At 74.1% G+C, this 23,097-nt stretch carries 19 protein-coding genes and 1 pseudogene; 6 read left to right on the top strand and 14 right to left on the bottom strand.

Features of this window, described 5'->3' with window-relative positions; genetic code table 11:
* The first annotated feature begins 58 nt into the window (after positions 1-58).
* Entirely contained in the window at positions 59-538 is a 480-nt protein-coding gene (locus tag ACZ6PY_RS22830) for a nitroreductase family deazaflavin-dependent oxidoreductase (RefSeq protein ID WP_466074906.1), read from the top strand.
* 109 nt (positions 539-647) lie between these two features.
* Positions 648-1,385, top strand: a complete 738-nt coding sequence (locus ACZ6PY_RS22825; RefSeq protein WP_466074905.1) for a nucleotidyltransferase domain-containing protein — start codon at positions 648-650, stop codon at positions 1,383-1,385.
* A gap of 16 nt (positions 1,386-1,401) precedes the next feature.
* Here ACZ6PY_RS22825 and ACZ6PY_RS22820 read toward each other — a convergent pair whose 3' ends face one another.
* Both ACZ6PY_RS22820 and map read right to left on the bottom strand, forming a co-directional pair.
* A complete protein-coding gene (locus tag ACZ6PY_RS22820) occupies positions 1,402-2,118 on the bottom strand; it encodes a VIT1/CCC1 transporter family protein (protein WP_466074904.1) in 717 nt (238 codons plus the stop codon).
* Positions 2,115-2,972, bottom strand: coding sequence for a type I methionyl aminopeptidase (gene map, locus ACZ6PY_RS22815; RefSeq protein WP_466074903.1), 858 nt, complete (start codon positions 2,970-2,972; stop codon positions 2,115-2,117). The genes ACZ6PY_RS22820 and map overlap by 4 nt, the downstream gene beginning before the upstream one ends.
* A 94-nt stretch (positions 2,973-3,066) precedes the next feature.
* Here map and ACZ6PY_RS22810 point away from each other — a divergent pair, with 94 nt between their 5' ends.
* Positions 3,067-3,381 carry an STAS domain-containing protein gene (locus tag ACZ6PY_RS22810; protein WP_466074902.1) on the top strand — a complete coding sequence of 105 codons (315 nt, stop codon included), beginning with the start codon at positions 3,067-3,069 and terminating at the stop codon, positions 3,379-3,381.
* 20 nt (positions 3,382-3,401) lie between these two features.
* Here ACZ6PY_RS22810 and ACZ6PY_RS22805 read toward each other — a convergent pair whose 3' ends face one another.
* From ACZ6PY_RS22805 to ACZ6PY_RS22780, 6 genes are all read right to left on the bottom strand, one after another.
* Positions 3,402-7,064, bottom strand: a complete 3,663-nt coding sequence (locus tag ACZ6PY_RS22805; RefSeq protein ID WP_466075225.1) for a SpoIIE family protein phosphatase — start codon at positions 7,062-7,064, stop codon at positions 3,402-3,404.
* Between the two features lie 116 nt (positions 7,065-7,180).
* The gene (locus ACZ6PY_RS22800; protein ID WP_466074901.1) at positions 7,181-7,936 is read right to left on the bottom strand and encodes a gamma-glutamyl-gamma-aminobutyrate hydrolase family protein; all 756 of its coding nucleotides are present in this window, start codon (positions 7,934-7,936) and stop codon (positions 7,181-7,183) included.
* A complete protein-coding gene (locus tag ACZ6PY_RS22795) occupies positions 7,933-8,700 on the bottom strand; it encodes a 3-oxoacyl-ACP reductase (RefSeq protein WP_091268577.1) in 768 nt (255 codons plus the stop codon). Before ACZ6PY_RS22795 ends, ACZ6PY_RS22800 begins: the two co-directional genes overlap by 4 nt.
* Before the next feature lies 1 nt (position 8,701).
* A complete protein-coding gene (locus ACZ6PY_RS22790; RefSeq protein WP_466074900.1) occupies positions 8,702-10,057 on the bottom strand; it encodes an aldehyde dehydrogenase family protein in 1,356 nt (451 codons plus the stop codon).
* Between the two features lie 39 nt (positions 10,058-10,096).
* Positions 10,097-11,461, bottom strand: coding sequence for a glutamine synthetase family protein (locus tag ACZ6PY_RS22785; protein ID WP_466074899.1), 1,365 nt, complete (start codon positions 11,459-11,461; stop codon positions 10,097-10,099).
* A 101-nt stretch (positions 11,462-11,562) separates the two neighbouring features.
* Complete coding sequence (locus ACZ6PY_RS22780; RefSeq protein ID WP_466074898.1) at positions 11,563-12,204, bottom strand: GyrI-like domain-containing protein; 642 nt, start codon at positions 12,202-12,204, stop codon at positions 11,563-11,565.
* 295 nt (positions 12,205-12,499) lie between these two features.
* On the opposite strand from ACZ6PY_RS22780, the gene ACZ6PY_RS22775 reads away from it, so the two are divergent.
* Positions 12,500-13,624 carry a PQQ-dependent sugar dehydrogenase gene (locus tag ACZ6PY_RS22775; protein ID WP_466074897.1) on the top strand — a complete coding sequence of 375 codons (1,125 nt, stop codon included), beginning with the start codon at positions 12,500-12,502 and terminating at the stop codon, positions 13,622-13,624.
* Between the two features lie 21 nt (positions 13,625-13,645).
* On the opposite strand, the gene ACZ6PY_RS22770 is transcribed toward ACZ6PY_RS22775, so the two are convergent.
* From ACZ6PY_RS22770 to pcaF, 6 genes are all read right to left on the bottom strand, one after another.
* On the bottom strand, positions 13,646-15,223 hold the full coding sequence (locus ACZ6PY_RS22770; RefSeq protein ID WP_466074896.1) for an amino acid permease: 1,578 nt from the start codon (positions 15,221-15,223) through the stop codon (positions 13,646-13,648).
* 288 nt (positions 15,224-15,511) lie between these two features.
* The gene (locus tag ACZ6PY_RS22765; protein WP_466074895.1) at positions 15,512-16,258 is read right to left on the bottom strand and encodes an MBL fold metallo-hydrolase; all 747 of its coding nucleotides are present in this window, start codon (positions 16,256-16,258) and stop codon (positions 15,512-15,514) included.
* Positions 16,259-16,305: 47 nt separating this feature from the next.
* Positions 16,306-16,806 carry a DUF456 domain-containing protein gene (locus tag ACZ6PY_RS22760; RefSeq protein WP_466074894.1) on the bottom strand — a complete coding sequence of 167 codons (501 nt, stop codon included), beginning with the start codon at positions 16,804-16,806 and terminating at the stop codon, positions 16,306-16,308.
* Positions 16,803-19,031 (bottom strand): putative bifunctional diguanylate cyclase/phosphodiesterase, encoded by a 2,229-nt coding sequence (locus ACZ6PY_RS22755; RefSeq protein WP_466074893.1) that lies wholly within the window; start codon positions 19,029-19,031, stop codon positions 16,803-16,805. Before ACZ6PY_RS22755 ends, ACZ6PY_RS22760 begins: the two co-directional genes overlap by 4 nt.
* 6 nt (positions 19,032-19,037) lie before the next feature.
* Positions 19,038-19,856, bottom strand: coding sequence for an SAM-dependent methyltransferase (locus tag ACZ6PY_RS22750; protein WP_466074892.1), 819 nt, complete (start codon positions 19,854-19,856; stop codon positions 19,038-19,040).
* 136 nt (positions 19,857-19,992) lie between these two features.
* Positions 19,993-21,198, bottom strand: coding sequence for a 3-oxoadipyl-CoA thiolase (gene pcaF, locus ACZ6PY_RS22745; RefSeq protein ID WP_466074891.1), 1,206 nt, complete (start codon positions 21,196-21,198; stop codon positions 19,993-19,995).
* Between the two features lie 109 nt (positions 21,199-21,307).
* On the opposite strand from pcaF, the pseudogene ACZ6PY_RS22740 reads away from it, so the two are divergent.
* Together ACZ6PY_RS22740 and ACZ6PY_RS22735 are read left to right on the top strand one after the other, a co-directional pair.
* Positions 21,308-22,344, top strand: a pseudogene (locus tag ACZ6PY_RS22740) (glutathione S-transferase family protein).
* Positions 22,323-22,889 (top strand): DUF998 domain-containing protein, encoded by a 567-nt coding sequence (locus ACZ6PY_RS22735; protein ID WP_466074890.1) that lies wholly within the window; start codon positions 22,323-22,325, stop codon positions 22,887-22,889. The pseudogene ACZ6PY_RS22740 and the gene ACZ6PY_RS22735 overlap by 22 nt, the downstream one beginning before the upstream one ends.
* Positions 22,890-23,097: the final 208 nt, after the last annotated feature.

Below are 23,097 nucleotides of genomic sequence, written 5' to 3'. Positions count from 1 at the left end.
CCGCCCTCGATCCGGCCGGGGGGTGTCGCGGGCCGGATGCGAGCGGCACACTGGGCGGGTGTCCGCCGTGCAGTCCCTCACCCGTCGTCTCGGTCACCAGAAGTGGTTCGCCGCCACCATGCGGCTGCTCGTCCCCGCCGACCGGCTGGTCGGCCGGCTCACGAAGGGGCGGGTGGTCGCCTTCGGGCTGGTGCCCTCGCTGGTCCTCACCACCACCGGCCGCCGCTCCGGCAAGCCGCGCAGCAACCCCCTGCTCTACGTCCCGGACGGCGACGCCTACGTGGTGATCGGCTCGAACTGGGGCCAGCAGCACCAGCCCGCCTGGTCGCTGAACCTGCTCGCCCAGCCGGCCGCCGAGGTCGACGTCAAGGGGCGCCGCGTTCCGGTGCGCGCCGAGCCGATCAGCGGCGCGGAGCGGGAGCGGCTGTTCGCCCGGCTGGTCGACGAGTGGCCGGCCTACCGCACCTATGTGGAGCGGGCCGGCGGCCGGGAGATCCGGGTGTTCCGGCTGGTCCCGACGGGCAAGCGGGCCGCCTGACCGTCGGGCGCGGCGTGCCGGCGGGCCCGGTCCGGCTGGCTAGGGTGGTGGTCGGTCGACGCGCGCCGGGCCGCCGCCGGGCGGGCCGCGCGCGGAACGGAGGTGGACCGTGGAAGCCGGCGGCGCCGAGCTGGACACCGACCGCTACGTGGACGATCCCCGCTGGCGGGTCGCCGAGCGGGTGAGCGACGCGGCGCTGCGCCGGTTCCCGGCGGACGTCCTCGCCGTGGCCGTGCACGGCCCGCTCGCCCACGGCGACGACGACGGCGGCGGCAGCGGCGAGGTGGGGCTGCTGGTGGCCACCTACCGGCCGGGCGGCGGGCCGTCCCCGGCCACCCGCCGGGTGGACGGGGTGCTTGTCGACCTCACGGTGGCCGGGGCCGACGACTACCTGCGGCAGGCCACGGCGATCACCGCGCTCTGGCCGCTCACCGCCGACCGGTACGTGACCACCCGCGCCCTGCACGATCCGACCGGCTGGCTGCGCACCCTCCGCGACGAGCACCTGGCCCGGCTGGCCCGGGCCCGGCCGGCCGAGTTCACCGCCGCGGCCCGTCAGGCCTGGTACCGGGGCAGCGCGGCGCACGCCCGGGCGCTCCGGCTGGCCGAATGGTACGAGACGGACCCGGCGCTGCTCATGCTCGGCGAGGCCCGGCTGGCCGCGGCCACCGTGCAGGGGCTGCTGAGCCGCACCTACTTCCGCGACCCGGGCGACGCGGTGCGGCGCACCGGCCTGGCCGGGGCGGACATGACCGAGGTGGGCACGGTGTTGGCCCGCCAGGCCGAGGAGCTGGCCGCCCGGGGCCGCCCGGTCGACGGCACGGTGGACGACCTCCTCGGCGGCTAGGCCGGCCCGGGGCCGGTCAGCCGATCCCGCCCTGGACGCCGATCAGGGCGCCGACCAGGTAGGTGGCGCCGGCCGCGAGGGAGCCGAGCAGCAGCTGCCGCAGCCCGCTGGTCCACCAGGTGCGGTTGGTGAACCGGGCCACGATCGCACCGGCCACGAAGAGCCCCACCCCGCCGACGGCGAGCGCCAGCGCGAGGCTGGTGAAGCCGAGCAGGTAGCTGGCCAGCGGCACCAGCGCGCCGACCGAGAAGCAGAGGAACGAGGAGATCGCCGCCGCCCACGGGCTCGGCTGCTCGTCGGGGTCGACGCCCAACTCCTCCCGGACGTGCACCCGCAGCGCCTCCTCCGGGTTGCGCCGGACCGCCTCGGCGACCTGGGTGGCCAGGTCCCGCGGCAGCCCCCGGGCCACCCACGCGTCGGCCAGCTCGCGGGCCTCCGCCTCCGGGTGCCGCTCCAGCTCGCGCCGCTCCTTGGCCACCTCGGCGGCCACCTGCTCGTTGGCCGAGCGGACGCTCGTGTACTCGCCCAGCCCCATCGAGATGGCGCCGGCCACCAGCCCGGCCGCGCCGGTGAGGACGACGCTGCGCGGCGAGACCCCGCCGCCGCCGACGCCGGCGATCAGCGCGATGTTGGTGACCAGCCCGTCCATCGCCCCGAACACGGCCGGGCGGAGCCAGCCGCCGGACACGTCCGCGTGGTGCGCCTCGCGCAGCGCCGCCGGGGTGTCGGTCACGGCAGCGTGAGGATCTCGTGGCCGTCGTCGGTCACGACGATGGTGTGCTCGAACTGGGCCGTCCACCGGCGGTCCTTGGTGACCACGGTCCAGCCGTCGTCCCACATGTCGTACTGGTAGGTGCCGAGGGTGATCATCGGCTCGATGGTGAAGGTCATCCCGGGCTCCATCACGTCGGTGGGGCGCGGGCTGTCGTAGTGCGGCACGTAGAGGCCGCTGTGGAAGGCCTCACCGATGCCGTGGCCGGTGAAGTCGCGCACCACGCCGTAGCCGAACCGCTTGGCGTACGACTCGATGACCCGGCCGATCACGTTGATCTGCCGGCCCGGGGCGACCGCCTTGATGCCGCGCATCATCGCCTCGTGGGTCCGCTCGACCAGCAGGCGGGCCTCCTCGCTCACCTCGCCCACGCAGAAGGTGGCGTCGGTGTCGCCGTGCACCCCGCCGATGTACGCGGTCACGTCGACGTTGATGATGTCGCCGTCCTCGAGCACCGTGGAGTCCGGAATCCCGTGGCAGATGATCTCGTTGAGGCTGGTGCAGCAGGACTTCGGGAAGCCCTTGTAGCCCAGCGTCGACGGGTAGGCGCCGTGGTCGCAGAGGAACTCGTGGACCACCCTGTCGATCTCGTCGGTGGTCACCCCCGGCTTGCAGTGCTCCCCGGCCAGCTGGGTGGCCTGGGCGGCGAGCCGGCAGGCCAGGCGCATCTTCTCGATGGTCTCCGGCGTCTGCACGTGCGAGCCGCGCCACTCCTGGGGACGCTTCTTGCCCACGTACTCGGGACGCGGGATGTCAGCGGGAACCGCTCGCCACGGGGAGAGCGTGCCTGGGGTCAGCGGCGCACGGACGGTCATGGCGCAAGCCTATCGCCGCGCTCCCGGTGACCCCCGCCACGGCCCGCTGGCCCGGGTTGTTGCCGCACCGCAAGGGCTGTGCCATTGTTGCTCCGTGGATCAAGGGGGCGCGCCGCCCGTCTTCTCCGCGACTGCGGAGATCGACGGTGATCAACTGCGCGTCCAGGTCTCCGGCGAGGTCGACATGGCGACCGCCGACACCATGTACCAGACGGTCCTGCGGCAGTCCGCCCGCCACGTCACGCTCGACCTGCGCGCGGTCACCTTCTTCGACTCGGCCGCGATCCACGCCGTGGTCCGGCTCGCCCAGCAGCTCCCCGGCGCGCTCACCGTGCTGCCGTCCCGGCAGGTGCGGCGGGTGCTGGAGATCTCGGGCCTGGGCGAGCAGGACTGGCTCACGCAGCCCTGAGCCCGCCGCCCGCCGCGCCCTCAGTCCGCCAGCCGGCGGCGCAGGACCAGCTCGGTGCCCGCGTCCGTGCGGGTCACGGTCATCTCGCCGAGCGCCTGGATCAGCGCCAGCCCCCGACCCCGGAAGGTCGAGCCGCTGGACTCCTTCCACCGGCCGCTGTCCCGGACCGTCGCGGTCACCGTCCGGTCCGCGATGGTCACCTCGACGCCGATCGTCGGCTCGGCCGGGGCGACCGGGTGCTCGATGGCGTTGGCGGCGGCCTCGGAGATGGCCACCGTCAGGTCGAACAGGTCGGTCTCGCCGACGTGGTGGGCGATGAGGAAGTCCTCCAGCCGCTTGCGCAGCACGCTGAGCCGGGTCGGGTCGGCCGGCAGCCGCAGCGCGAAGCGGTTCAGCTCGGTCGCCTCCAGCGCCAGCACCGCCACGTCGTCGTGCCGGGTCCGCCCGGCGACCCGCTCGACCACCGCGTCGACCAGGTCGGCCACGTGCTCGCTCCGGGTGGTCGCGTCCGACCGGAGCTGGCCGAGCCCGGCGTCGATGCCGGCCCGCCGGTCCTCGATCAGCCCGTCGGTGTAGAGCAGCAGCCGGCCGCCGGGGGCCAGCACGGCGTCGTCGGTCCGGTACACCGTGCCGGGGATGGCCCCGACCGGCGGCCCGAGCGCGCGGTCGTGCAGGAACACCGCGTCGTCCCCACGGATCAGCAGCGGCGGCGGGTGGCCCGCGCTCGCGTACCGCAGCCGGCCGGTGCGCGGGGAGAAGCGGAGGCAGACCACCGTGGCGAACGAGCCGCCCTCGGTGGAGCCGACCAGCCGGTTGAGCCGGGTCAGCGCCTCACCCGGGTCGTAGCCCTCCAGCACGTACGCCCGCAGCGCGTTGCGGAGCTGACCCATCGCGGCGGCGGCCCGCACCCCCTTGCCCACCACGTCGCCGATCACCAGCACCAACTCGTCGTCGGGGGTGCCGATCACGTCGTACCAGTCGCCACCGATCTCGACCTCGGCGCTGCCCGGCAGGTAGCGGCTGGCCACCACGGCCCCCGGAAGCTGCGGCAGCGTACGCGGCAGCAGGCTGTGCTGGAGGGTCGTGGCGATCCGGTGCTCGGCCTCGTAGAGCCGGGCGTTCTCCAGCCGCACGCCGACCAGCCGGGCCAGCTCGGTGAGTGCCGCCTGCTCGGTGCTGCCGCCCTCCCGACGCCAGACCCGCAGCTCGCCGAGCTGCTCGTCGGTGGTGCCGGTCAGCGGCAGGACCACCGAGGGCTCCGCGGAGGCGTCCCCGCCGCCGTCCGCCTCGTAGCGGGCGCCGGTGGCCGTGACCACCACCCGGGCGGCCTCGGCCAGGCCGAGCGCGTGCCGCGCGGCGACCCGCACCACCTCGGCGGTGGACCGGGCGGTGTTGATCGCCACGGCGGCGTCGGCGAGCGCCCGCAGCCGGCGGATGATCTGGCCGCGGAGCTGACCCAGCTCCACGTTGGCCCGGACCCGGGCGATCAACTCCTGGCTGGAGAAGGGCTTGGTGAGGTAGTCGTCCGCGCCGACCGAGAGCCCGGCGACCTCCTCGGCCGCGCCGGCCCGGGCGGAGAGCAGCACGATCGGCACTCCCCGGGTGGCCGGGTTGGCGCGCAGCGCGGTGACCAGCCCGAAGCCGTCCAGCCGGGGCATCATCACGTCGGTCAGCACCAGGTCGAACGGGGCGTCGAGGGCCAGCCGCAGCGCCTCCACGCCGTCCGGCGCGGTGACCACCTCGTACGCCGGGGACAGCAGCCGGCTCACGTGCTCCCGCAGGTCGGCGTTGTCGTCGGCGACCAGGATCCGGCCCGCGCCGCCCGGCGTCTCCACCGGCTCCGGCAGGCCGCCCGGCCGCGCCACCTCGTCGGTCCAGAGGGCGGTCTCTTCGACGTAGAGCCGGGCCTGCTCGGGCTCGGTCAGCGGCACCGGGGCGAGGGCGGCCACCCGGTCGGCGGGCAGGTGCGCGTACCCGAACGGCACCCGCACCGTGAAGGTGCTCCCCCGGTCGACGACGCTGTGCGCCTCGGCCGTGCCGCCGTGCATCTCGACCAGCTCGCGGACCAGGGCGAGGCCGATGCCGGTGCCCTCGTGGGTGCGGGAGCGGGCCCCGGGCACCCGGTGGAACCGCTCGAACACCTGGGGCAGCTCCTCCGGCGCGATGCCCACCCCGGTGTCGGTGACCTCCAGCACGGCGGCGCCGTCGCGGGCGTCGACCCGGACCCGGATCTCGCCGTCGAAGGTGAACTTGACCGCGTTGGACACCAGGTTGAGAACGATCTTCTCCCACATGTCCCGGTCGACGTAGACCGGCGCGGGCAGCGGCGGGCAGTCCACCACCAGGCGCAGCCCGGCCCGCTCGGTGACCGAGCGGAAGGTGCTGGCCAGCCGGGCGGTGTAGTCGGCCAGATCGGTGGGCTGGTAGCGGGCGGCCAGCCGGCCGGACTCCAGCCGGGAGAAGTCGAGCACGGTGTTGACCAGCTTGAGCAGCCGCAGCGCGTTGCGGTGCATCATGGCCAGCCGGTCGAGGTACGCGTCGGGCAGGGCGCGGTCGGCGAGCAGGTCCTCCAGGGGCCCGAGCACCAGGGTGAGCGGGGTGCGGAACTCGTGGCTGACGTTGGCGAAGAAGTTGGTCTTGGCGCGGTCGAGGGCGGCCAGCGCGGCGGCCCGGGCCCGCTCCTGCTCGTACGCCCGCTGCTTGCCGACGGCCCGGGAGATCTGGGCGGCGACCAGGTCGGTGAAGTGGCGGTAGTCGTCGGTGAGGGGCAGCCGGCGGGCCACCCCGAGCAGCAGCACACCGGCCGGCTCGTTGACGGCGGTGAGCGGCAGCAGCAGCGCCCGGTCGGCCGCGTCCGGCGGCACCGCGCCGAGGAGCTCCGCGGTGGAGACCCAGCGGGCCTGGTCCGGGGTCTCGCCGGAGCGGAGCGCCGGCGGCCCGCCGGTGACCCGGCCCGGGTCCAGCCCCCCGCAGCCGGCCAGCACCGGCGTGCCGGCCTCGTCGTGCAGCCAGACGGCGCTGAACGGCACGTCGGCCCGGTGCGCGTCGAGCACCCGGGCGGCCGCCCGGCCCAGCTCCACGGTGCTGCGCACGTCGGCCAGCTCGGTGCCCAGCTCGGCCAGGGCCCGTAGCCGCCGCTCGCCGACCACCCGCCCGGTGGTCTCGTTGACGAAGCAGAACACCCCGCTGACGCTGCCGTCGGCGTCCCGGATCGGGTCGTACGAGATGTCGAAGTAGACGTCCTCCAGGAAGCCGTGCCGGTTGAGCACGAAAGGGTGATTCTCGCCACGGTAGGGCGTCCCGGTGCCGTGCACGCCGTCGAGCAGCGGCCCGAGCACGTCCCAGGTCTCCGCCCAGTGCTGGCGCGCGGACTGGCCGAGGACCGCCGGGTGCTTGTCGCCGATGGTGGGCCGGTAGGCGTCGTTGTAGAAGGCCAGGTGGTCCGGGCCCCAGAACAGCACGATCTGGGCCCGCGAGGAGAGCATGGTGCTGACCGCGTGGGTGAGTGCGGGCGGCCAGCCGTGCGGGGCACCGAGCGGGGAGCTGGACCAGTCGAAGCCGCGTAGCCGCTCACCCATCTCGCCGCCGGCGGCGAACGCCGCGGTCAGCAGTGGAGAGAGTTGCGCCTCCCCGGTCCCCGAGGACGAACGATCAACGTCCCCGCCCCCCTGGGCCGAGCCCATGCAGCCTCCCGCGCCGGCCATGTCCACGACGACCGGCGCGATCACGCCGGTCGTCCCCGCCTACTACCCCGACGGACGAGCAACGTAACGCATGCCGCCGGTTGGACGCTGGTTACCTAGGCCTCATCCTGACGCAACCGGTGGCCGGCGGCGAGTCGAGCGGGCGCGGGGTCGGCCGGGGCGGTGCCGGCCGCCGCGTCGACCAGGGCGGTCACGGGTCGGGGATCGGCGTCGTTCTCCGGGTGCCACTGCACACCGAGCAGGAAGCGCCGCGCCGGATCCTCCACGGCCTCCACCACCCCGTCGTCGGCCCAGCCGGTCACGGCCAGGCCGCCCGGGTCGGCCACCCCCTGATGGTGGTACGAGTTGACCCGGTCCACCCCGGCCATCACGGCCCCGGCCAGGCTGCCGGGGGCGAACCGGACCGGATGCGACCCGTACACGCCGGGGGCGGGGCGGTGGCCGTCGTGCCCCACCACGTCCGGGAGGTGCTGGTGCAGCGTGCCGCCGTGGGCCACCGCGAGCAGCTGCATGCCCCGGCAGACGCCGAGCACCGGCAGGTCGGCGGCGAGCGCGGCGGTCAGCAGCGCCAGCTCGCCGGCGTCCCGGTCCGGCCGGCTCTCGGTGCGCGGGTCGGGCGTGGCGGCGTACCGCTCCGGGCCGACGTCGGCGCCGCCGGCCAGCAGGAGCCCGTCCAGCACCCGCAGCACGTCGGCGTCGACGTCGTCCGGCGGCAGCACCACGGCCCGGCCGCCGGCCGCGGTCACCGCCCGGACGTACGCCTGCGGCAGCAGCGCCGCCGGCACGTCCCGCCACACCGCCCAGCCGGCCGGCTCGACGTATGCGGTGACGCCGATCAGCGGCCGACTCATAGCGGTGTCACGTAGGCCCCGGTGATCCCGCCGTCCACCACGAACTGCGCGGCGGTCATGAACGAGGCGTCGTCGCTGGCCAGGAACGCCACCGCGGCGGCGATCTCCTCGGGGTTGCCGAACCGGCCCATCGGCACGTGGACCAGGCGGCGGGCGGCCCGCTCCGGGTCCTTGGCGAACAGCTCCAGCAGCAGCGGGGTGGCCACCGGGCCGGGGCAGAGCGCGTTGACCCGGATGCCCTCCCGGGCGAACTGCACCCCCAGCTCCCGGGTCATCGCCAGCACCCCGCCCTTGCTCGCCGTGTACGCGATCTGCGACGTCGCGGCCCCCATCAGCGCCACGAACGAGGCGGTGTTGATGATCGAGCCCTTGCCCTGCCGGCGCATGTGCGGGATGGCGTACTTGCAGCAGAGGTAGACGCTTGTGGTGTTGACCCGCAGCACCCGCTCCCAGGCGTCCAGCCCGGTCTCCAGGATCGAGTCGTCGTCCGGCGGCGAGATGCCGGCGTTGTTGAACGCCACGTCCACCCGGCCGTGCCGCTCGGCCACCCCGTCGAAGAGGTCCCGGACGGCCGCCTCGTCGGCCACGTCGGCGGCGACGAACTCGCCGGCCACCTCGTCGGCAGCCCGCTTGCCCGCCTCCGCGTCGATGTCCACGCAGACCACGCGGGCCCCCTCGGCGGCGAACCGCCGCACGGTGGCCAGGCCGATCCCGCTGCCCGCCCCGGTCACCACGGCGACCCGGTCCTGAAGCCGTCCCTGCATCTCACTCCTCCGTGCTGATGAACACGTTCTTGACGTCGGTGAAGGCGTGCAGCGCGTCGGGACCCAGCTCCCGGCCCAGGCCGGAGCGCTTCATCCCGCCGAACGGCGTCCAGTAGCGCACCGAGGAGTGCGAGTTGACGCTGAGGTTGCCGGACTCGACCGCCCGGGCCACCCGGACCGCGCGGCCCACGTCCCGGGTCCAGATCGAGCCGGAGAGGCCGTACTCGGTGTCGTTGGCCAGGCGGATCGCGTCCGCCTCGTCGTCGAACGGGAGCACCGAGACCACCGGGCCGAAGATCTCCTCCCGCCAGTGCCGGTCGGCCGGGGAGTCGGCGAGCAGCACGGTCGGGGCGTACCAGAAACCGGCGCCGTCGGGCCGCTCGCCGGTGAAGGCCACCTTCGCTCCGTCGACGTACCCGGCGACCCGGTCCCGGTGCCCGGCGGAGATCAGCGGGCCCATCTCGGCGCTCTCGGCGGCCGGGTCCCCGACCCGGAACCCGCGCACGGCCGGTTCGAGCAGTTCCAGGAAGCGGTCGTACACCGGGCGCTGGACCAGGATGCGGGAGCGGGCGCAGCAGTCCTGGCCGGCGTTGTCGAAGACGGCGGCGGGCGCGGTGGCCGCGGCCCTCGCCAGGTCGGCGTCGGCGAAGACGAGGTTGGCGGACTTCCCGCCCAGCTCCAGCGTCACCCGCTTCACCTGGGCGGCGCAGCCCGCCATGATCCGGGTGCCGACCTCGGTGGAGCCGGTGAAGCAGACCTTGCGGACCGCCGGGTGGGTGACGAACCGCTCGCCCACCACGCCGCCCTGGCCGGGCAGCACCGTGAACACGCCCTCGGGCAGGCCGGCGTCGAGGGCCAGCTCGGCCAGGCGGAGGGCGGTCAACGGGGTCAGCTCGGCCGGTTTGAGCACCACGGTGTTGCCGGCGGCGAGCGCGGGGGCGAATCCCCAGCCGGCGATGGGCATGGGGAAGTTCCACGGCACGATCACGCCGACCACGCCGAGCGGCTCGTGGAACGTGACGTCGAGCCCGCCGGGCACCGGGATCTGGTGCCCGGTCAGCCGTTCCGGAGCGCCCGCGTAGTAGTCGAGCACGTCCCGGACGTTGCCGGCCTCCCAGCGCGCGTTGCCGATCGTGTGGCCGGCGTTGCGCACCTCCAGCAGCGCCAGCTCCTCCCGGTGCGCGTCGACCACGGCCGCGAACCGCCGCAGCAGCCGCGCCCGGTCCCCCGGCGCCACCGCCCGCCACGTCTCGAAGGCCGCCGCCGCCCGCTCGACGGCCGCGTCCGTCTCCGCGAGCGAGGTGGCCGGCACCTCGCGCAGCGGCTCACCGGTCGCCGGATTGATCACCTGGGTCACGCGCCCCACCCTTCTCCTGGCGGCGCCCCGAGCGCAAGGTCAGAGGCGTTCGAAGCCACGCACCAGCTCCCAGTCGGTGACGGCGGCGTCGAAGGCGGCCAGCTCCACCCGCGCGTTGTTGGCGTAGTGGTCGACCACCTCGGCGCCGAACGCCTCCCGGGCCGTCTCCGAGGACTCCCACAGCCCGAGGGCGTCGCGCAGCGTGCCGGGCACCCGCTCGGCACCGGCGTCGTCGTACGCGTTGCCGCGGCACTCCTCACCCAGCTCCAGCTCCCGCTCGATGCCGTGCACCGCCCCGGCGACCAGCGCGGCGATCGCCAGGTACGGGTTGACGTCGGCGCCGGGCACCCGGTTCTCCACCCGCATCCCCTGGCCGTGCCCGACCAGCCGCAGCGCGCAGGTGCGGTTGTCGGTGCCCCAGCGCAGGGCGGTCGGGGCGAACGAGCCGGGCTGGTACCGCTTGTAGGAGTTGATGTTGGGCGCGAACAGCAGGCTGAACTCCCGCATGGTGGCGAGCAGTCCGGCCAGCACCCGCTGCCCGGTGACCGACAGGTGCGCCGGCCCGTCGCCGAGCATGGCCGAGCGACCGTCGCCGTCGCGCAGCGAGAAGTGGATGTGGCAGGAGTTGCCCTCCCGCGCGTTCGGCTTGGCCATGAAGGTGATCGACATGCCCTCCTGGGCGGCGATCTCCTTCGCCCCGTTCTTGTAGATGACGTGGTGGTCCGCGCAGGCCACCGCCTCGTCGTAGCGGAACGCGATCTCGTGCTGGCCGAGGTTGCACTCCCCCTTGGCGCTCTCCGGGGTCAGCCCGGCGCCGGCCATCTCGGTGCGGATCCGGCGCAGCAGCGGCTCCACCCGGGCGGTGCCGAGCAGGGAGTAGTCCACGTTGTACTGGTTGGCCGGGGTCAGCTCGCGGTAGCCGCGCCGCCACGCCTCCTCGTACGAGTCGCGGAACAGCACGAACTCCAGCTCGGTGCCCGCGTACGCGGTCAGCCCGTGTGCGGCCAGCCGGTCGAGCTGCCGGCGCAGGATCTGCCGGGGCGAGGCGACCACCGGGCCAGAGCCGTCCAGCCACTCCAGGTCGGCCAGCAGCATGACGGTGCCGGGCTGCCAGGGCACCCGGCGCAGCGTGGTCAGGTCGGGTCGCATGGCGAAGTCGCCGTAGCCGCGTTCCCAGCTCGACATGGCGTAGCCGTCGACGGTGTTCATGTCGACGTCCACGGCGAGCAGGTAGTTGCAGCCCTCGCTGCCGTGCGCGACCACCTGGTCCAGGAAGTAGGGGGCGTGGAAGCGCTTGCCCTGGAGGCGGCCCTGCATGTCGGTCAGCGCGAGCACCACCGTGTCGATCTCGCCCTCGGTGACCGCGACGCGCAGCTGTTCCAGCGTGAGCGGAGCTTTCCTCATCGGCGCGCCTCCATCACCAAGGTCTACTGGCAGAACCGGATCACCGTCAATGCCCCCTGCGGCCACCGTCGCAAACGCGATCGGCCGGGCACGGCAGCCGGTCAGCCGCGCTCACCGGGCGCGGCCGCGGTGGCGACCGGCTGCCGGAGGATCGTGCGCTGCTTCTCCGGTGCGACCCTCCGGAAGTCGCTGAGATAGATCTCGTGGTGCGTGCCGGCCATGCGGAACCCCTGCCCGGGGATGACCTCGTCGTGCAACTGGGCGAGCACGTCCGCCTCGTCGTCGAAGGAGCCGACGTGCAGGATCTGCACGCACCGCCCCTCGGACAGCGTCGCCAGCCGCACGTCGTCCAGCCGCGCCGGCCGGTTCTTCGCCCCGGCCTGCTCGACGGCGGCGCCGACCATGGCCCGGTCGAGCCAGTCCGGGACCATGAGCATCAACGTCCAGTCCCACTGCGACTTGTCCCGGGCCGCGGTGAAGGAGGCCATGTCCTCGGCCCACCACAGGCCTTCCAGGGGCGGGACGACGTAGTCCCGCCCGAGGTCCCGCTTGCTGGCGAACTTCAGCTTGTACGCAACGGGGTAGAGCGCCTCGACCGCCGCGGCGAAGGCGGGCGAGGTGTTGGGGTCGCCGTGGCCGTCGATCATGAGATAGCTCAGGTCGGGCACGTCCACCACCCGGAACCGGCCCGCTCGGGCCTGGTAGGCGTCGAGGGTCCTCTTGAAGTCGATCTTGTCCGTCATCGGGCACCTGGGCTCGGGGCGGCGAGCCACTGCCTTCCCGCCCGGAGGGCTGAGGGAGCACGGGAACCTCACGCGCCGTCCGCGGGAGGGGAGCTTGGTTGTACCCGACCCCTACGACACTGTGGGTCGCCGCCCCGCACGGGCGACCGGGTGCAGCGGCCGGCCCGGGTGACCCGCAACTCTTCCCAGGTCAGAGGCGTTTTTCCGAGCAGGAGGCCGCACCCGAGGGCCGACCGGAAACCGGATCACCGTCAACGTCCCGGGCGCGGTCCGGAACGAGCCCCGAGGAGTCCAGATGCGCCGGATCGTCGCCGCGGTCGCCGCCGTGCTCGCCGTCGGGACGGGCGTCACCGACGCCCGGGCGGACCGGCAGCCGCCGGCCGGGCGGGGACACCCGCCCGCCACAGCCCGCTTCGACTTCACGAACCCGCAGGTGGTCGCCACCGGCCTGGAGGCGCCCTGGGGGCTCGACTTCCTGCCCGACGGCAGCGCGCTGGTGGCCCAGCGCAACCGGGGCACCGTCGTACGCGTCCGGCCCGGCGCCGCGCCCCGTGAGGTCGCCCGGATCCCCGGGGTGATCGCCGGTGGCGAGGCGGGCCTGCTCGGGCTGGCCGTCTCCCCCACGTTCCGCCGGGACCGGCTCGTCTACGTCTGCTTCACGACCGCCTCGGACATTCGGATCGCGCGGTTCCGGCTCGACGCGCCCCGGTCGCTCCAGGTGATCCTCAGCGGCGTCACCCGGGCCGCCGCCCACGACGGCGGCCGGATCGCGTTCGGCCCGGACGGCATGCTCTACGCCGGCATCGGCGACGCCGTCGTGCCCGCCAACGCGCAGAACCTGGCCAGCCGCAACGGCAAGATCCTGCGGATGCGGCCGGACGGCCGGGTGCCGGCGGGCAACCCGTTCCCCGGCTCGCTGGTCTGGAGCTACGGTCACCGCAACGTGCAGGGTCTCGCCTGGGACCGGCGCGGGCGGCTGTTCGCCACCGAGTTCGGCCAGAACACCTGGGACGAGGTGAACCGGATCGTGCCGGGCGGCAACTACGGCTGGCCGGTCGTCGAGGGCCGCGCCGGCGACCCCCGGTTCCGCGACCCGGTCGTCGTCTGGTCCCCCGCGGAGGCGTCACCGAGCGGGGCCGCCTTCACCGCCGGCACGCTGTTCGTCGCGGCGCTGCGCGGAGCGCGGCTCTGGACCGTACCCGTCGACGCCGCCGGTCGGGTCGGCACCCCGACCGCCGTGTTGCCGGGGACGTACGGGCGCCTGCGTACCGTCGAGGTGGCGCCGGACGGCGCGCTCTGGGTGGCCACCAGCAACCGCGACGGGCGGGGCAGCCCGGCGGCGGACGACGACCGGATCCTCCGCTTCCCGGCCGGGCCGCGGCAGCCCCGGCCGCCCGCGCTCCTCGCCGGCGCCGGGTGAGCCGGCGCCGGCGGGGAGGGATCAGGCCGGTTCGTCGGCCGGCGCGGGTCGCTGTTCCGGCACGTCGACGGTGCGGCGGGGGCCGGTGAACCACTTCCGGGCCGAGGCGTACCACCAGACGGCCACACCGAGCAGCACCCCGCCGATGGCGAGCGGGGCGTAGTTCACGGCCGTCCAGGTGAAGTCCGCGTTGCCGGGCACGCCGGCCGGCACGATCGGCAGGACGAAGTAGACGCTGATGATCGCGATCTCGATCACCGCGATCCAGCCGAGCAGCCGGTACCGCCGGCCCAGCGTCCACGGGCCGGGGACGAAGCGGTCCCCCATCCGCAGCCGCAGGAAGATCGGGATGAGGAACGACAGGTACAGGCCGATCACCGCGACCGAGACCACCGCGTAGAAGGCGACCGGCACGCCGGCCTTCTGGTAGAGCGCGGGCAGGGTGAGCACCAGGCCGGCCAGGGTGGCCGCGATGATCGCGTTGACCGGGGTGCCGTTGCGGTTCACCCGCGACCAGAGCCGCCAGCCCGGCACCGCGCGGTCCCGGCTGAACGCGTACGCCATCCGGGACATCGAGGTCACGCAGCTCATCCCGCAGAAGAACTGGCCGATGGTGGAGATGATGATGACGGCCTTGAAGAAGAACGGGGTCAGCGCGGACTCGAAGATGGCCCCGGAGAAGCCGCCCGCGGAGTTGATCGCGTCCACGTCGGTGGCCGCGAAGAGGAAGGCGAGCAGCAGGATCCAGCCGCCGACCGCCGAGTAGAAGATCGACCGCCAGAGGCCCTGCGCGGCGGCCTTCGAGGCGCCGCGGGTCTCCTCGGAGACGTGCGCGCAGGCGTCGAAGCCGGTGATCGTGTACTGGGTGAGCAGGAAACCGAGCGGCAGCACGTAGAACCAGAAGGTGAGCCCGCCGGTGTCGCCGTCGCCGAAGCCGGAGTTGTTGAACCGCTCGGTGAAGACGAACTTGAAACTCTGGTGGTCGTCGGGGACCAGCAGCAGGATGAGCACCACCGCGGCCGCGCCGGCCACGTGCCACCAGACCGAGACGTTCTGGAGTACGTCGATGATGTGGTGCCCGTAGATGTTGATCAGCCCGTGGAGGGCGAGGATCACCACGAACAGGCCGAAGGTCTGGTGTGCCGTGCCGGCCCAGCCGTCGAAGAGCGCCGAGAGGGTCAGGTTGAGGAAGGTGGCGCAGCCGTAGTCGACCGAGGCGGTCACGGCCACCAGGCCGATCAGGTTGAGCCAGCCGGTGAACCAGCCGTGCACCGGCCGGCCCATGGTGGCGGCCCACCAGTAGATGCCGCCGGCGGTCGGGTAGGCGGACACCAGCTCGGCCATGCAGAAGCCGATGATCAGGATGAACAGTGAGATCAGCGGCCAGCCCCAGGAGATGGCCACCGGACCGCCGTTGTTCCACGCCTGGCCGAAGGTGGTGAAACAGCCGGCCAGGATCGAGATGATCGAGAACGAGATGGCGAAGTTGGAGAAGCCGCTCCACTTGCGGTGCAGCTCCTGTTTGTAGCCGAGTTCGGCGAGCCGTCGGGCGTCGTCGTCCATCGGTTGCTCGGCGGTCGGCGCGGGCGTCGTGGCCACTGCACACCTCCTCGAGGTGGGTTCCCCGGTGCGAGTGGGCAAAGTGTGATCCCGCCGATCAAGGCGGTCAATACGGCAGCCGTGGGAATCTCACGGCCGGCACGGCTAATTGCGTTGCCGCGCCGGTCCGTTCCGGGGCATCCTTGAGCCCGTGACCAGGCCCGATCGCGACGGGCCGACCGCCGGGCGCTCGGCACCGCCCGGCCCGCGGCGGCGCGCGGCGTCCACCTCTCTCTCACTGAAGTACGGCGGTTCGCTGTACCCCCGGACGCCCGCGCCGTCGCTCCATCACCTTCCGACAGTGCGCACCAGGCCCGGCCTGGCGACGTCGACCGGGCCGGCGTACCCGCGCCGCGCCGCCGCGACCGCCTCCGCCGGGTCGGTCCCCGGCCACAGGTGGGTGAGCAGCACCCGGCGCGCACCGGCGGCATCGGCGTACCGGCCCACCTCGGCGGCGCTGGACAGGTTGCCGGCATGCCGTTCCGGGATCTCCACCGGATACGTCGCCTCGGCGATGAGCAGGTCGGCGTCCCGGGCCAACTCGATGAGGTGCGGGCTGGGCCCGGTGTCCCCGGTGTAGGCCAGTACGGCGTCCGGGCCGGTGAACCGGGCGCCGACGTTGGGCACCCAGTGCGGCAGCGACCAGGTGTCCACGCGGAACGGCCCCAGATCGAACACCTCCCCCGGGACGAGGGCGGACAACCGGTATGCCCCGTCGACCAGGCCCGGCTCGTCGATCGCGAGCAGGCGGTCCAGACCTCCGGCGGGCGCGTACACGGGCAGCGGCGGGCAGTCCCGGTCGGCGAGCACCCTGGCCCGCAGCAACGGTTGCAGGTCCGCGCAGTGGTCCGGGTGGCCGTGGCTGACGTACACCGCGTCGACGTGCGCCGCGGGGACCCGCGCCAGCAGCGGTTGCAGGGTCGCGTACCCCGGGTCGATCAGCAGCCGGAAGCCCGCGTGTTCGACCAGGAAGCCGGAGCACGACTGCTCGGCGGTGGGCCAGGCGCCGAGCCCACCGAGGACGGTGATCCGCACGTTGCGACCCTAACCGCCGGAAGCGGCGGACCGCTGTCCCGAGCCGGTCAGGCGAACAGCAGCCCGGCCACCCAGAGCACGGCGATGACGAGCCCGGCCAGGAACTCGACGAGCATCGACAGACCGGCCGCCTTCAGCGCCTGCACGGTGGCCGGCCAGGCGAGCTGGTTGCTGCCCAGCCGCAGCCGTTCCGCGCCCCAGATCCCGCCGACGAAGCCGATCGGCAGGCCGACCACCGGGATGACGAAGAAGCCGACCAGGCCGAGCAGGCCGCCGGCCAGCAGCGACGAGGTGGGCACCCCGGTCCGCTTCAGGTTCCGCCCCGGCCAGAGGTACTTGACCACGCCGCCGCCCACGGCGACCACGGTGGCGGCGGCCAGCACCGCCCACCGGCCCGGCCCGGCGTCGCCGAAGATCGCCCACACCAGCACGCCGCCCCAGCAGAGCGGCAGCGCCGGCAGCCCGGGCACCAGCACCCCGGCCAGCCCGGCCAGGATCGCCAGCGCGGCCACCACCGACACCACCGCCTGCGAATCGCCCAGGCTCACCGCGTCTCCTCCCTGGCCTGCGCACGCCCCGCGCGCTGCTCCGGGAGGCGCGAAGGGCTCCCCTGGGCCCCTTGCGTACCCTCGAGCCGCCCGCGGATGTCGGCCGCGGGCACCGGCGGGCCGAACCAGCGGCCCTGCCCGGTGTCGCAGCGCAGCGACCGCAGCCGCTCGGCCTGCTCCTCGGTCTCCACCGCCTCGGCGGTCACCCACAGCTCCAACGCGTGGGCCAGCCGGACCAGCGCGTCCACGATCCGCTCGTCGCGGTGGTCGGCGACCACGTCCGCCCCGTCGCCCCGGATCCCCTCCACGAACGGGCCGGCCAGCTTCAGGCAGTGGATCGGCAGCCGCCGCAGGTACGCCAGGTTCGAGTAGCCGGTGCCGAAGTCGTCGATGGCCAGCCGGATCCCGAGGTCGGCGAGCTGGTGCAGGGCGCGCAGCGGCTCCCCGGCGGTGCCCATCACAGCGCTCTCGGTCAGCTCCAGCTGCAGCAGCTCGGCGGGAAGCCCGGTGTGCTGCAACGCCTCGGCGACGGTCTCCACGATGGCCGGGTCGTCGGCCTGCCGGGCGGCCAGGTTGACGTTGACCATGAGCCGCGCCTCCGGGTACGCCCGCCGCCAGCTCTCCGCGTCGCGGCACGCCTGGCGGAGCACCCAGGCGCCGAGCCGGACGATCAGGCCGGTCTCCTCGGCGAGCCCGATGAACCGGTCCGGCCCGAGCAGCCCCAGCTCCGGGTGCTGCCAGCGGACCAGCGCCTCCACCGCCACCATGGCGCCGTCGACAAGCGAGACGATCGGCTGGTAGTGCAGCACGAACTCGCCCCGGTCCAGCGCGGCCGGCAGGTTGGAGGCCAGCGCCGACCGGGCGATGTCGGCGGCGCTGCGCTCCGGGTCGTACACCGCCCAGCGGCCCCGTCCCTCCGCCTTGGCCCAGTAGAGCGTGGTGTCGGCGGCCTTCATCAGCTCGGAGACGCTGGTCTCGGCGGCCGGGCACTCGACGATGCCGATGCTGGCCGACACGGCGAGCTGCTGGTCGCCGACGTGCACCGGGGCGGAGACGGCGGCCAGGGCCAGCTCGGCGACCTCCACCGCGTCGTCGAGGCCGCCGTCGGAGTCGACCAGGATGACGAACTCGTCGCCGCCCATCCGGGCGACCAGGTGGCCGCGGCCCGACACGCATTCGGCCAGCCGGCGGCCGATCACCTTGAGCAGCCGGTCGCCCAGGTCGTGGCCGAGGCTGTCGTTGATCGCCTTGAAGCCGTCCAGGTCGATGAAACAGAGCCCGACCCGCTGCTCCGCCCCGGCGGTGTCGAACACCTGCCCGAGCGTCTCGAAGAAGAGCGTCCGGTTGGGCAGGCCGGTGAGCGGGTCGTGCAGCGCCTGGAAGCGCAGCCGCTGCTGGAGCTGGTAGCGCTCGGTGATGTCCTCGATCATCGCCACGGTGAACCGCGGGCGGCCGTCGTCGTGGCGGATCAGGGAAACGGCCAGGTCGGTCCAGACCACGCTGCCGTCCTTGCGGTAGTAGCGCTTCTCCACCCGGACGCTGTCCCGCTTGCCCTCGACCAGCTCCTGGTAGAGCTCCCACATGCCGGCGGCGTCGTCCGGGTGGAACAGCCCGTCGACGGTCAGCTCCCGCAGCTCGGCGGCGGTGTAGCCGAGCATGTCCGCGAAGGACTGGTTGACCTCGATGATCCGGCCGTCCACACCGGCGATGCCGATGCCGATCGCCGCGCCGGTGAAGACCGCCCGGAACCGCGCCTCGCTGTCCCGCAGCGCCTGCTCCACCGCGTCCCGGGCCTGCCAGGCCGAGCGGGCGATCCGCTCCTGCTGGCTGAACACCCGGTCGCGCAGCGCCCGGCCGAAGCCGGCGGCGAACGCGCCCTGCATGGCCGCGATCCGCTCCCGCACCTCCGGCAACTCCACCTGGGCGGGCAGCACCCAGGACAGGAAGCGGTCGCCGAGCGCCCGCACCGACCAGTCGAGCACCCCGGGCTCGGTGAGGTGCGCCTCGACCAGGGCCCGCCCGACGTCCTCCGCCGGCTGGGCGGAGAACGTCGGGGCGAGCAGCGCCCGGCCGAGGCGGACGGTGTGCGCGAGCAGCAGCCGCTCGGTCTCGGCGGCGCTCAGCGGGACGAACCCGATGCGCCGCACCGACCGGGCCCACTCGGCGGCGTACGCCGCGGCGCCCGGCCGGCTGAGGTCGCCCCCGTCGGGGTCCGGGGCGGGCATGTCAGGTCAGCCGGCCGTCCGGTCGTGCCGGGCGACGCCGCCGAACGCCCCGAACCGCTCGGGGTGCTCGTCCACGTCGGACGGCGAATCGGGCCGCCAGAGCGGCATGTGCACGACACCCGGTTCGAGCACCGTCCAGTCGCCGAAGAAACCGGTGATCTCGGCGCGCGAACGCAGGGTGATCTCGGTGGCGGTACGCGCCGACAACCGCTGCGCGTCGAGCATCTCCTGCGGCTGGTCCTCGAACGTCGAGTGCGAGATGACCAGGAAGCTGCCGGGCGCCGCGGCGGCCCGCAGGGTGGCCAGGATGTCGCCCGGCCGGTCCTCGTCGGGGATGAAGTGCACCACCCCGGCGAGCAGGATGCCGACCGGGCGGTCGAAGTCGATCAGGCCGCTGGCCCGGGCCTGGTCGAGGATCAGCTTCGGCTCCCGCAGGTCGGCCAGGAGCGCGGTGGCCCGCTCGTTGCCGGAGAGAAGCTCCCGGCTGTGCGCCACGGCGACCGGGTCGATGTCGACGTAGACGATCCGGGCCTCCGGGTTGGCCGCCTGGGCCACCTCGTGCACGTTGCCGACGGTGGGGATCCCCGAGCCGATGTCGAGGAACTGGTCGATGCCGGCGTCGAGCAGCACCCGGACGGCCCGGCGCAGGAACTCCCGCCCGGACCGCATGGTGGCCGCCAGGTTCGGCGTCATGGCGGCGATCTGCTCGGCGAGCTGCCGGTCGATCTCGAAGTTGTGCGCGCCGCCGAGGAAGTAGTCGTAGACCCGGGCGGCGCTGGGCCGGCTCAGGTCGATCTCGGCGGGAAGTCCGTCCGGCGTCTGCATCGCTCGGTCCCCCAGGTCGTCGCCGCGCGGGCAGCCCGGCGACCGGGCCGACCCGCGGCATGGTGTGGTCCACACCACTCTAGGCGGGCACACCCGGGAACGGGAGATCCACTTTCGACCGTGGGCCCGCCCGCCGTCAGCCCGCCGACTCCAGCAGCAGCGAGATGCCCTGCCCGACGCCGATGCACATGGTCGCCAGGGCCCGCCGGCCACCCCGGCGGCGCAGCTCCAGCGCGGCGGTGAGGGCCAGCCGGGCGCCGCTGGCGCCGAGCGGGTGGCCCAGCGCGATGGCCCCGCCGTTCGGGTTGACGTGCTCGGCGTCCTCCGGCAGCCCCAGCTCGCGCAGCACCGCCACCGACTGGGCGGCGAACGCCTCGTTCAGCTCGATCACGTCGAGGTCGGCCAGGCCGAGGCCCTGCCGGTCGAGCAGCTTGCGGGTGGCCGGGACCGGCCCGATGCCCATGATCCGCGGCGGTACGCCGGCGGCCGCCGCCCCGCGTACCCGGGCCAGCGGGGTGAGGCCGTAGCGCTCGACGGCCGCCGCGGAGGCGACCAGCAGGGCCACCGCGCCGTCGTTGACGCCGGAGGAGTTGCCGGCCGTCACCGTGCCGCCCTCGCGGAACGGGGTGGGCAGCGCGGCGAGCTTCTCCAGCGAGGTCTCCCGGGGGTGCTCGTCGGCCTCGACCAGCTTCGTCTCCCGCTTGCCGGCCGGCACGGTCACCGGCACGATCTCCTCGGCCAGCCGGCCGTCGGCCTGCGCCTTGGCGGCCCGCTGCTGGGAGCGGAACGCGAACTCGTCCTGCGCGGCCCGGTCGACGCCGAAGTCCGCGGCGACGTTCTCGGCCGTCTCCGGCATCGAGTCGACGCCCCAGCCCTTCTTCATGAGCGGGTTCACCAGCCGCCAGCCGATGGTGGTGTCGTAGACCTCGGCGGTGCGGGCGTACGGGGTGGTCGCCTTCGGCATCACGAACGGCGCCCGGCTCATGCTCTCCACCCCGCCGGCCACCAGCAGGTCGGCCTCACCGGCCACGACGGCGCGGGCGGCGGTGGCGAGGGCGTCCAGGCCGGAGCCGCAGAGCCGGTTGACGGTGCTGCCCGGCACCTCCTCGGGCAGCCCGCCGAGCAGCGCCGCCATCCGGGCCACGTTGCGGTTGTCCTCGCCGGCCTGGTTGGCGCAGCCCAGGATCACGTCGTCGGTGCGGGCCCAGTCCACCGAGGGGTGGCGGGCGACCAGCTCGCGGATCACGTGCGCGGCCAGGTCGTCGGGGCGGACCCCGGCGAGGGCGCCGGCGTACCGGCCGATCGGGGTGCGGACACCGGCCACGAGGTATGCGACGGTCATCGGCGCTCAGTCCTTCGGGGGGTGGACGGGGGTGGTGAGGGGTCGCCCGCCGGGTCGCGGGGACACCCGGCGCCAGGATATCCGCGCCCGGAACGGATAGGTTGGCCGCATGGCCCAGGCCCAGTTCAGCGCAGAGACCGCCGGCGGCGGCGCGTTCGTCCGCCAGCCCAACCGGTTCACCGGTCGGGTCACCCCGCACTCCACCTCACCCGAGGGCGGCGGCCCCGACGACCAGGGCCGCTGGCCGCTGGAGGCGGGCCGCTACCGGCTGGTCTGGTGCCGGGCGTGCCCGTGGGCGCACCGGGCCCGGATCGTGCGCGGCCTGCTCGGGCTCGACGAGGTGATCTCGCTGGGCACGGTCGACCCGATCCGGGACGAGCGGGGCTGGCGGTTCAGCCTCGACCAGGATGGCTTCGACCCGGTGCTCGGCATCGGGTTCCTCAGCGACGCGTACCTGGCCACCGACCCCGACTACACCGGCCGGGTGACCGTGCCGGCGCTTGTCGACACGCTGACCGGCCGGGTGGTCACCAACGACTACCCGCAGCTGACCCTCGACTTCTCCACCGAGTGGCGGCGGTTCCACAAGCCGGGCGCGCCGGATCTCTACCCGGTCGAGCTGCGCCCCGAGATGGACGCGCTGATGGCGGAGATCCACCGGGACGTCAACAACGGCGTCTACCGGTGCGGCTTCGCCACCTCGCAGGAGGCCTACGACGAGGCGTACACGGCGCTGTTCGCCCGGCTGGACGCGCTGTCGGAGCGGCTGTCCGGGCAGCGCTACCTCATGGGCGGGCAGCTCACCGAGGCCGACGTGCGGCTGTTCACCACGCTGGTCCGCTTCGACGTGGCGTACCACGGGCACTTCAAGTGCAACCGGCAGAAGCTGACCGAGATGCCGGTCCTCTGGGCGTACGCCCGGGACCTGTTCCAGACCCCGGGGTTCGGCGAGACCGTCGACTTCGACCACATCAAGCGGCACTACTACGCCACCCACGAGATGATCAACCCGACCCGGATCGTGCCGCTCGGTCCTGACCTGTCCGGCTGGACCACGCCGCACGGGCGTGGCTGACCCCGGCGTCCTCCGGGCCGCCGCCGCGTCCGCCGCCGCCGGCTGCGTCGTGGCCGGGGCGGTCGCCGTGACGGTCGCCGTGGCCGCCGGTCCCGGCCCGGGCCTGACCGGGTACGTCAGCGAGGCCGGCGTCACCGACAGCGCGTACGCCGGGGCGTACCGGATCGGGGTGTTCGCCCTGGCGGCGGCGCTGCTGCTGCTCGCCGCGGCGCTGCCCCCGGCGCTGCGGGCCGCGGCCGCGCTGCTCGTGGCCGGCGCGGCCGGCACGGCCCTGTCCGGGGCGGTGACCTGCTCCACCGGCTGCCCGCTGCCGCCGTTCGAGGCCGCCACGGTGGCCGACCTGGTGCACGGCGGCGCGAGCATCGGGGCCACGGCCGCCGTGGTCTTCGCCATGCTGGCGGTGGTCCGGCGGCCGGCGGCGGGGCGGGCGCTGCGCCGGGTCGCCGGGGTGGGTGCGGCCCTGGCGCTGCCGCTGTCCGGGGCGGTCGGGCTGGCCATGCTGCTGGTCGGGCGCGGCGGCCTGGTCGGGGTGCTGGAGCGGCTGCTGCTCGCCGTGGCCGTCGGGTGGGGTCTGGCCACCGCCGCCGTGCTGGGCCTGGCGCACCGCCGATCATGATGTAAGGAGCGTCACCCCGATCGATCCTTCCGGCTGGGAGCCGACCGGGAGTAGCCTCGGCAGGCGATGACCAACGTCTGGCACCTCACCGTGCGCCTGTACGTCGACCTCCGACGGCAGGCCAGCGGCATCTGTCCGGCGCAGCCGCTCTCCTGACGCTGCCCCGTTCACCCGCCACCAGACCTTGGACAGATCCCCATGGCTTCCG

This window comes from Micromonospora sp. NPDC048907, from assembly GCF_055586885.1.
This window is presented reverse-complemented; position numbering and strand designations above follow the sequence as displayed.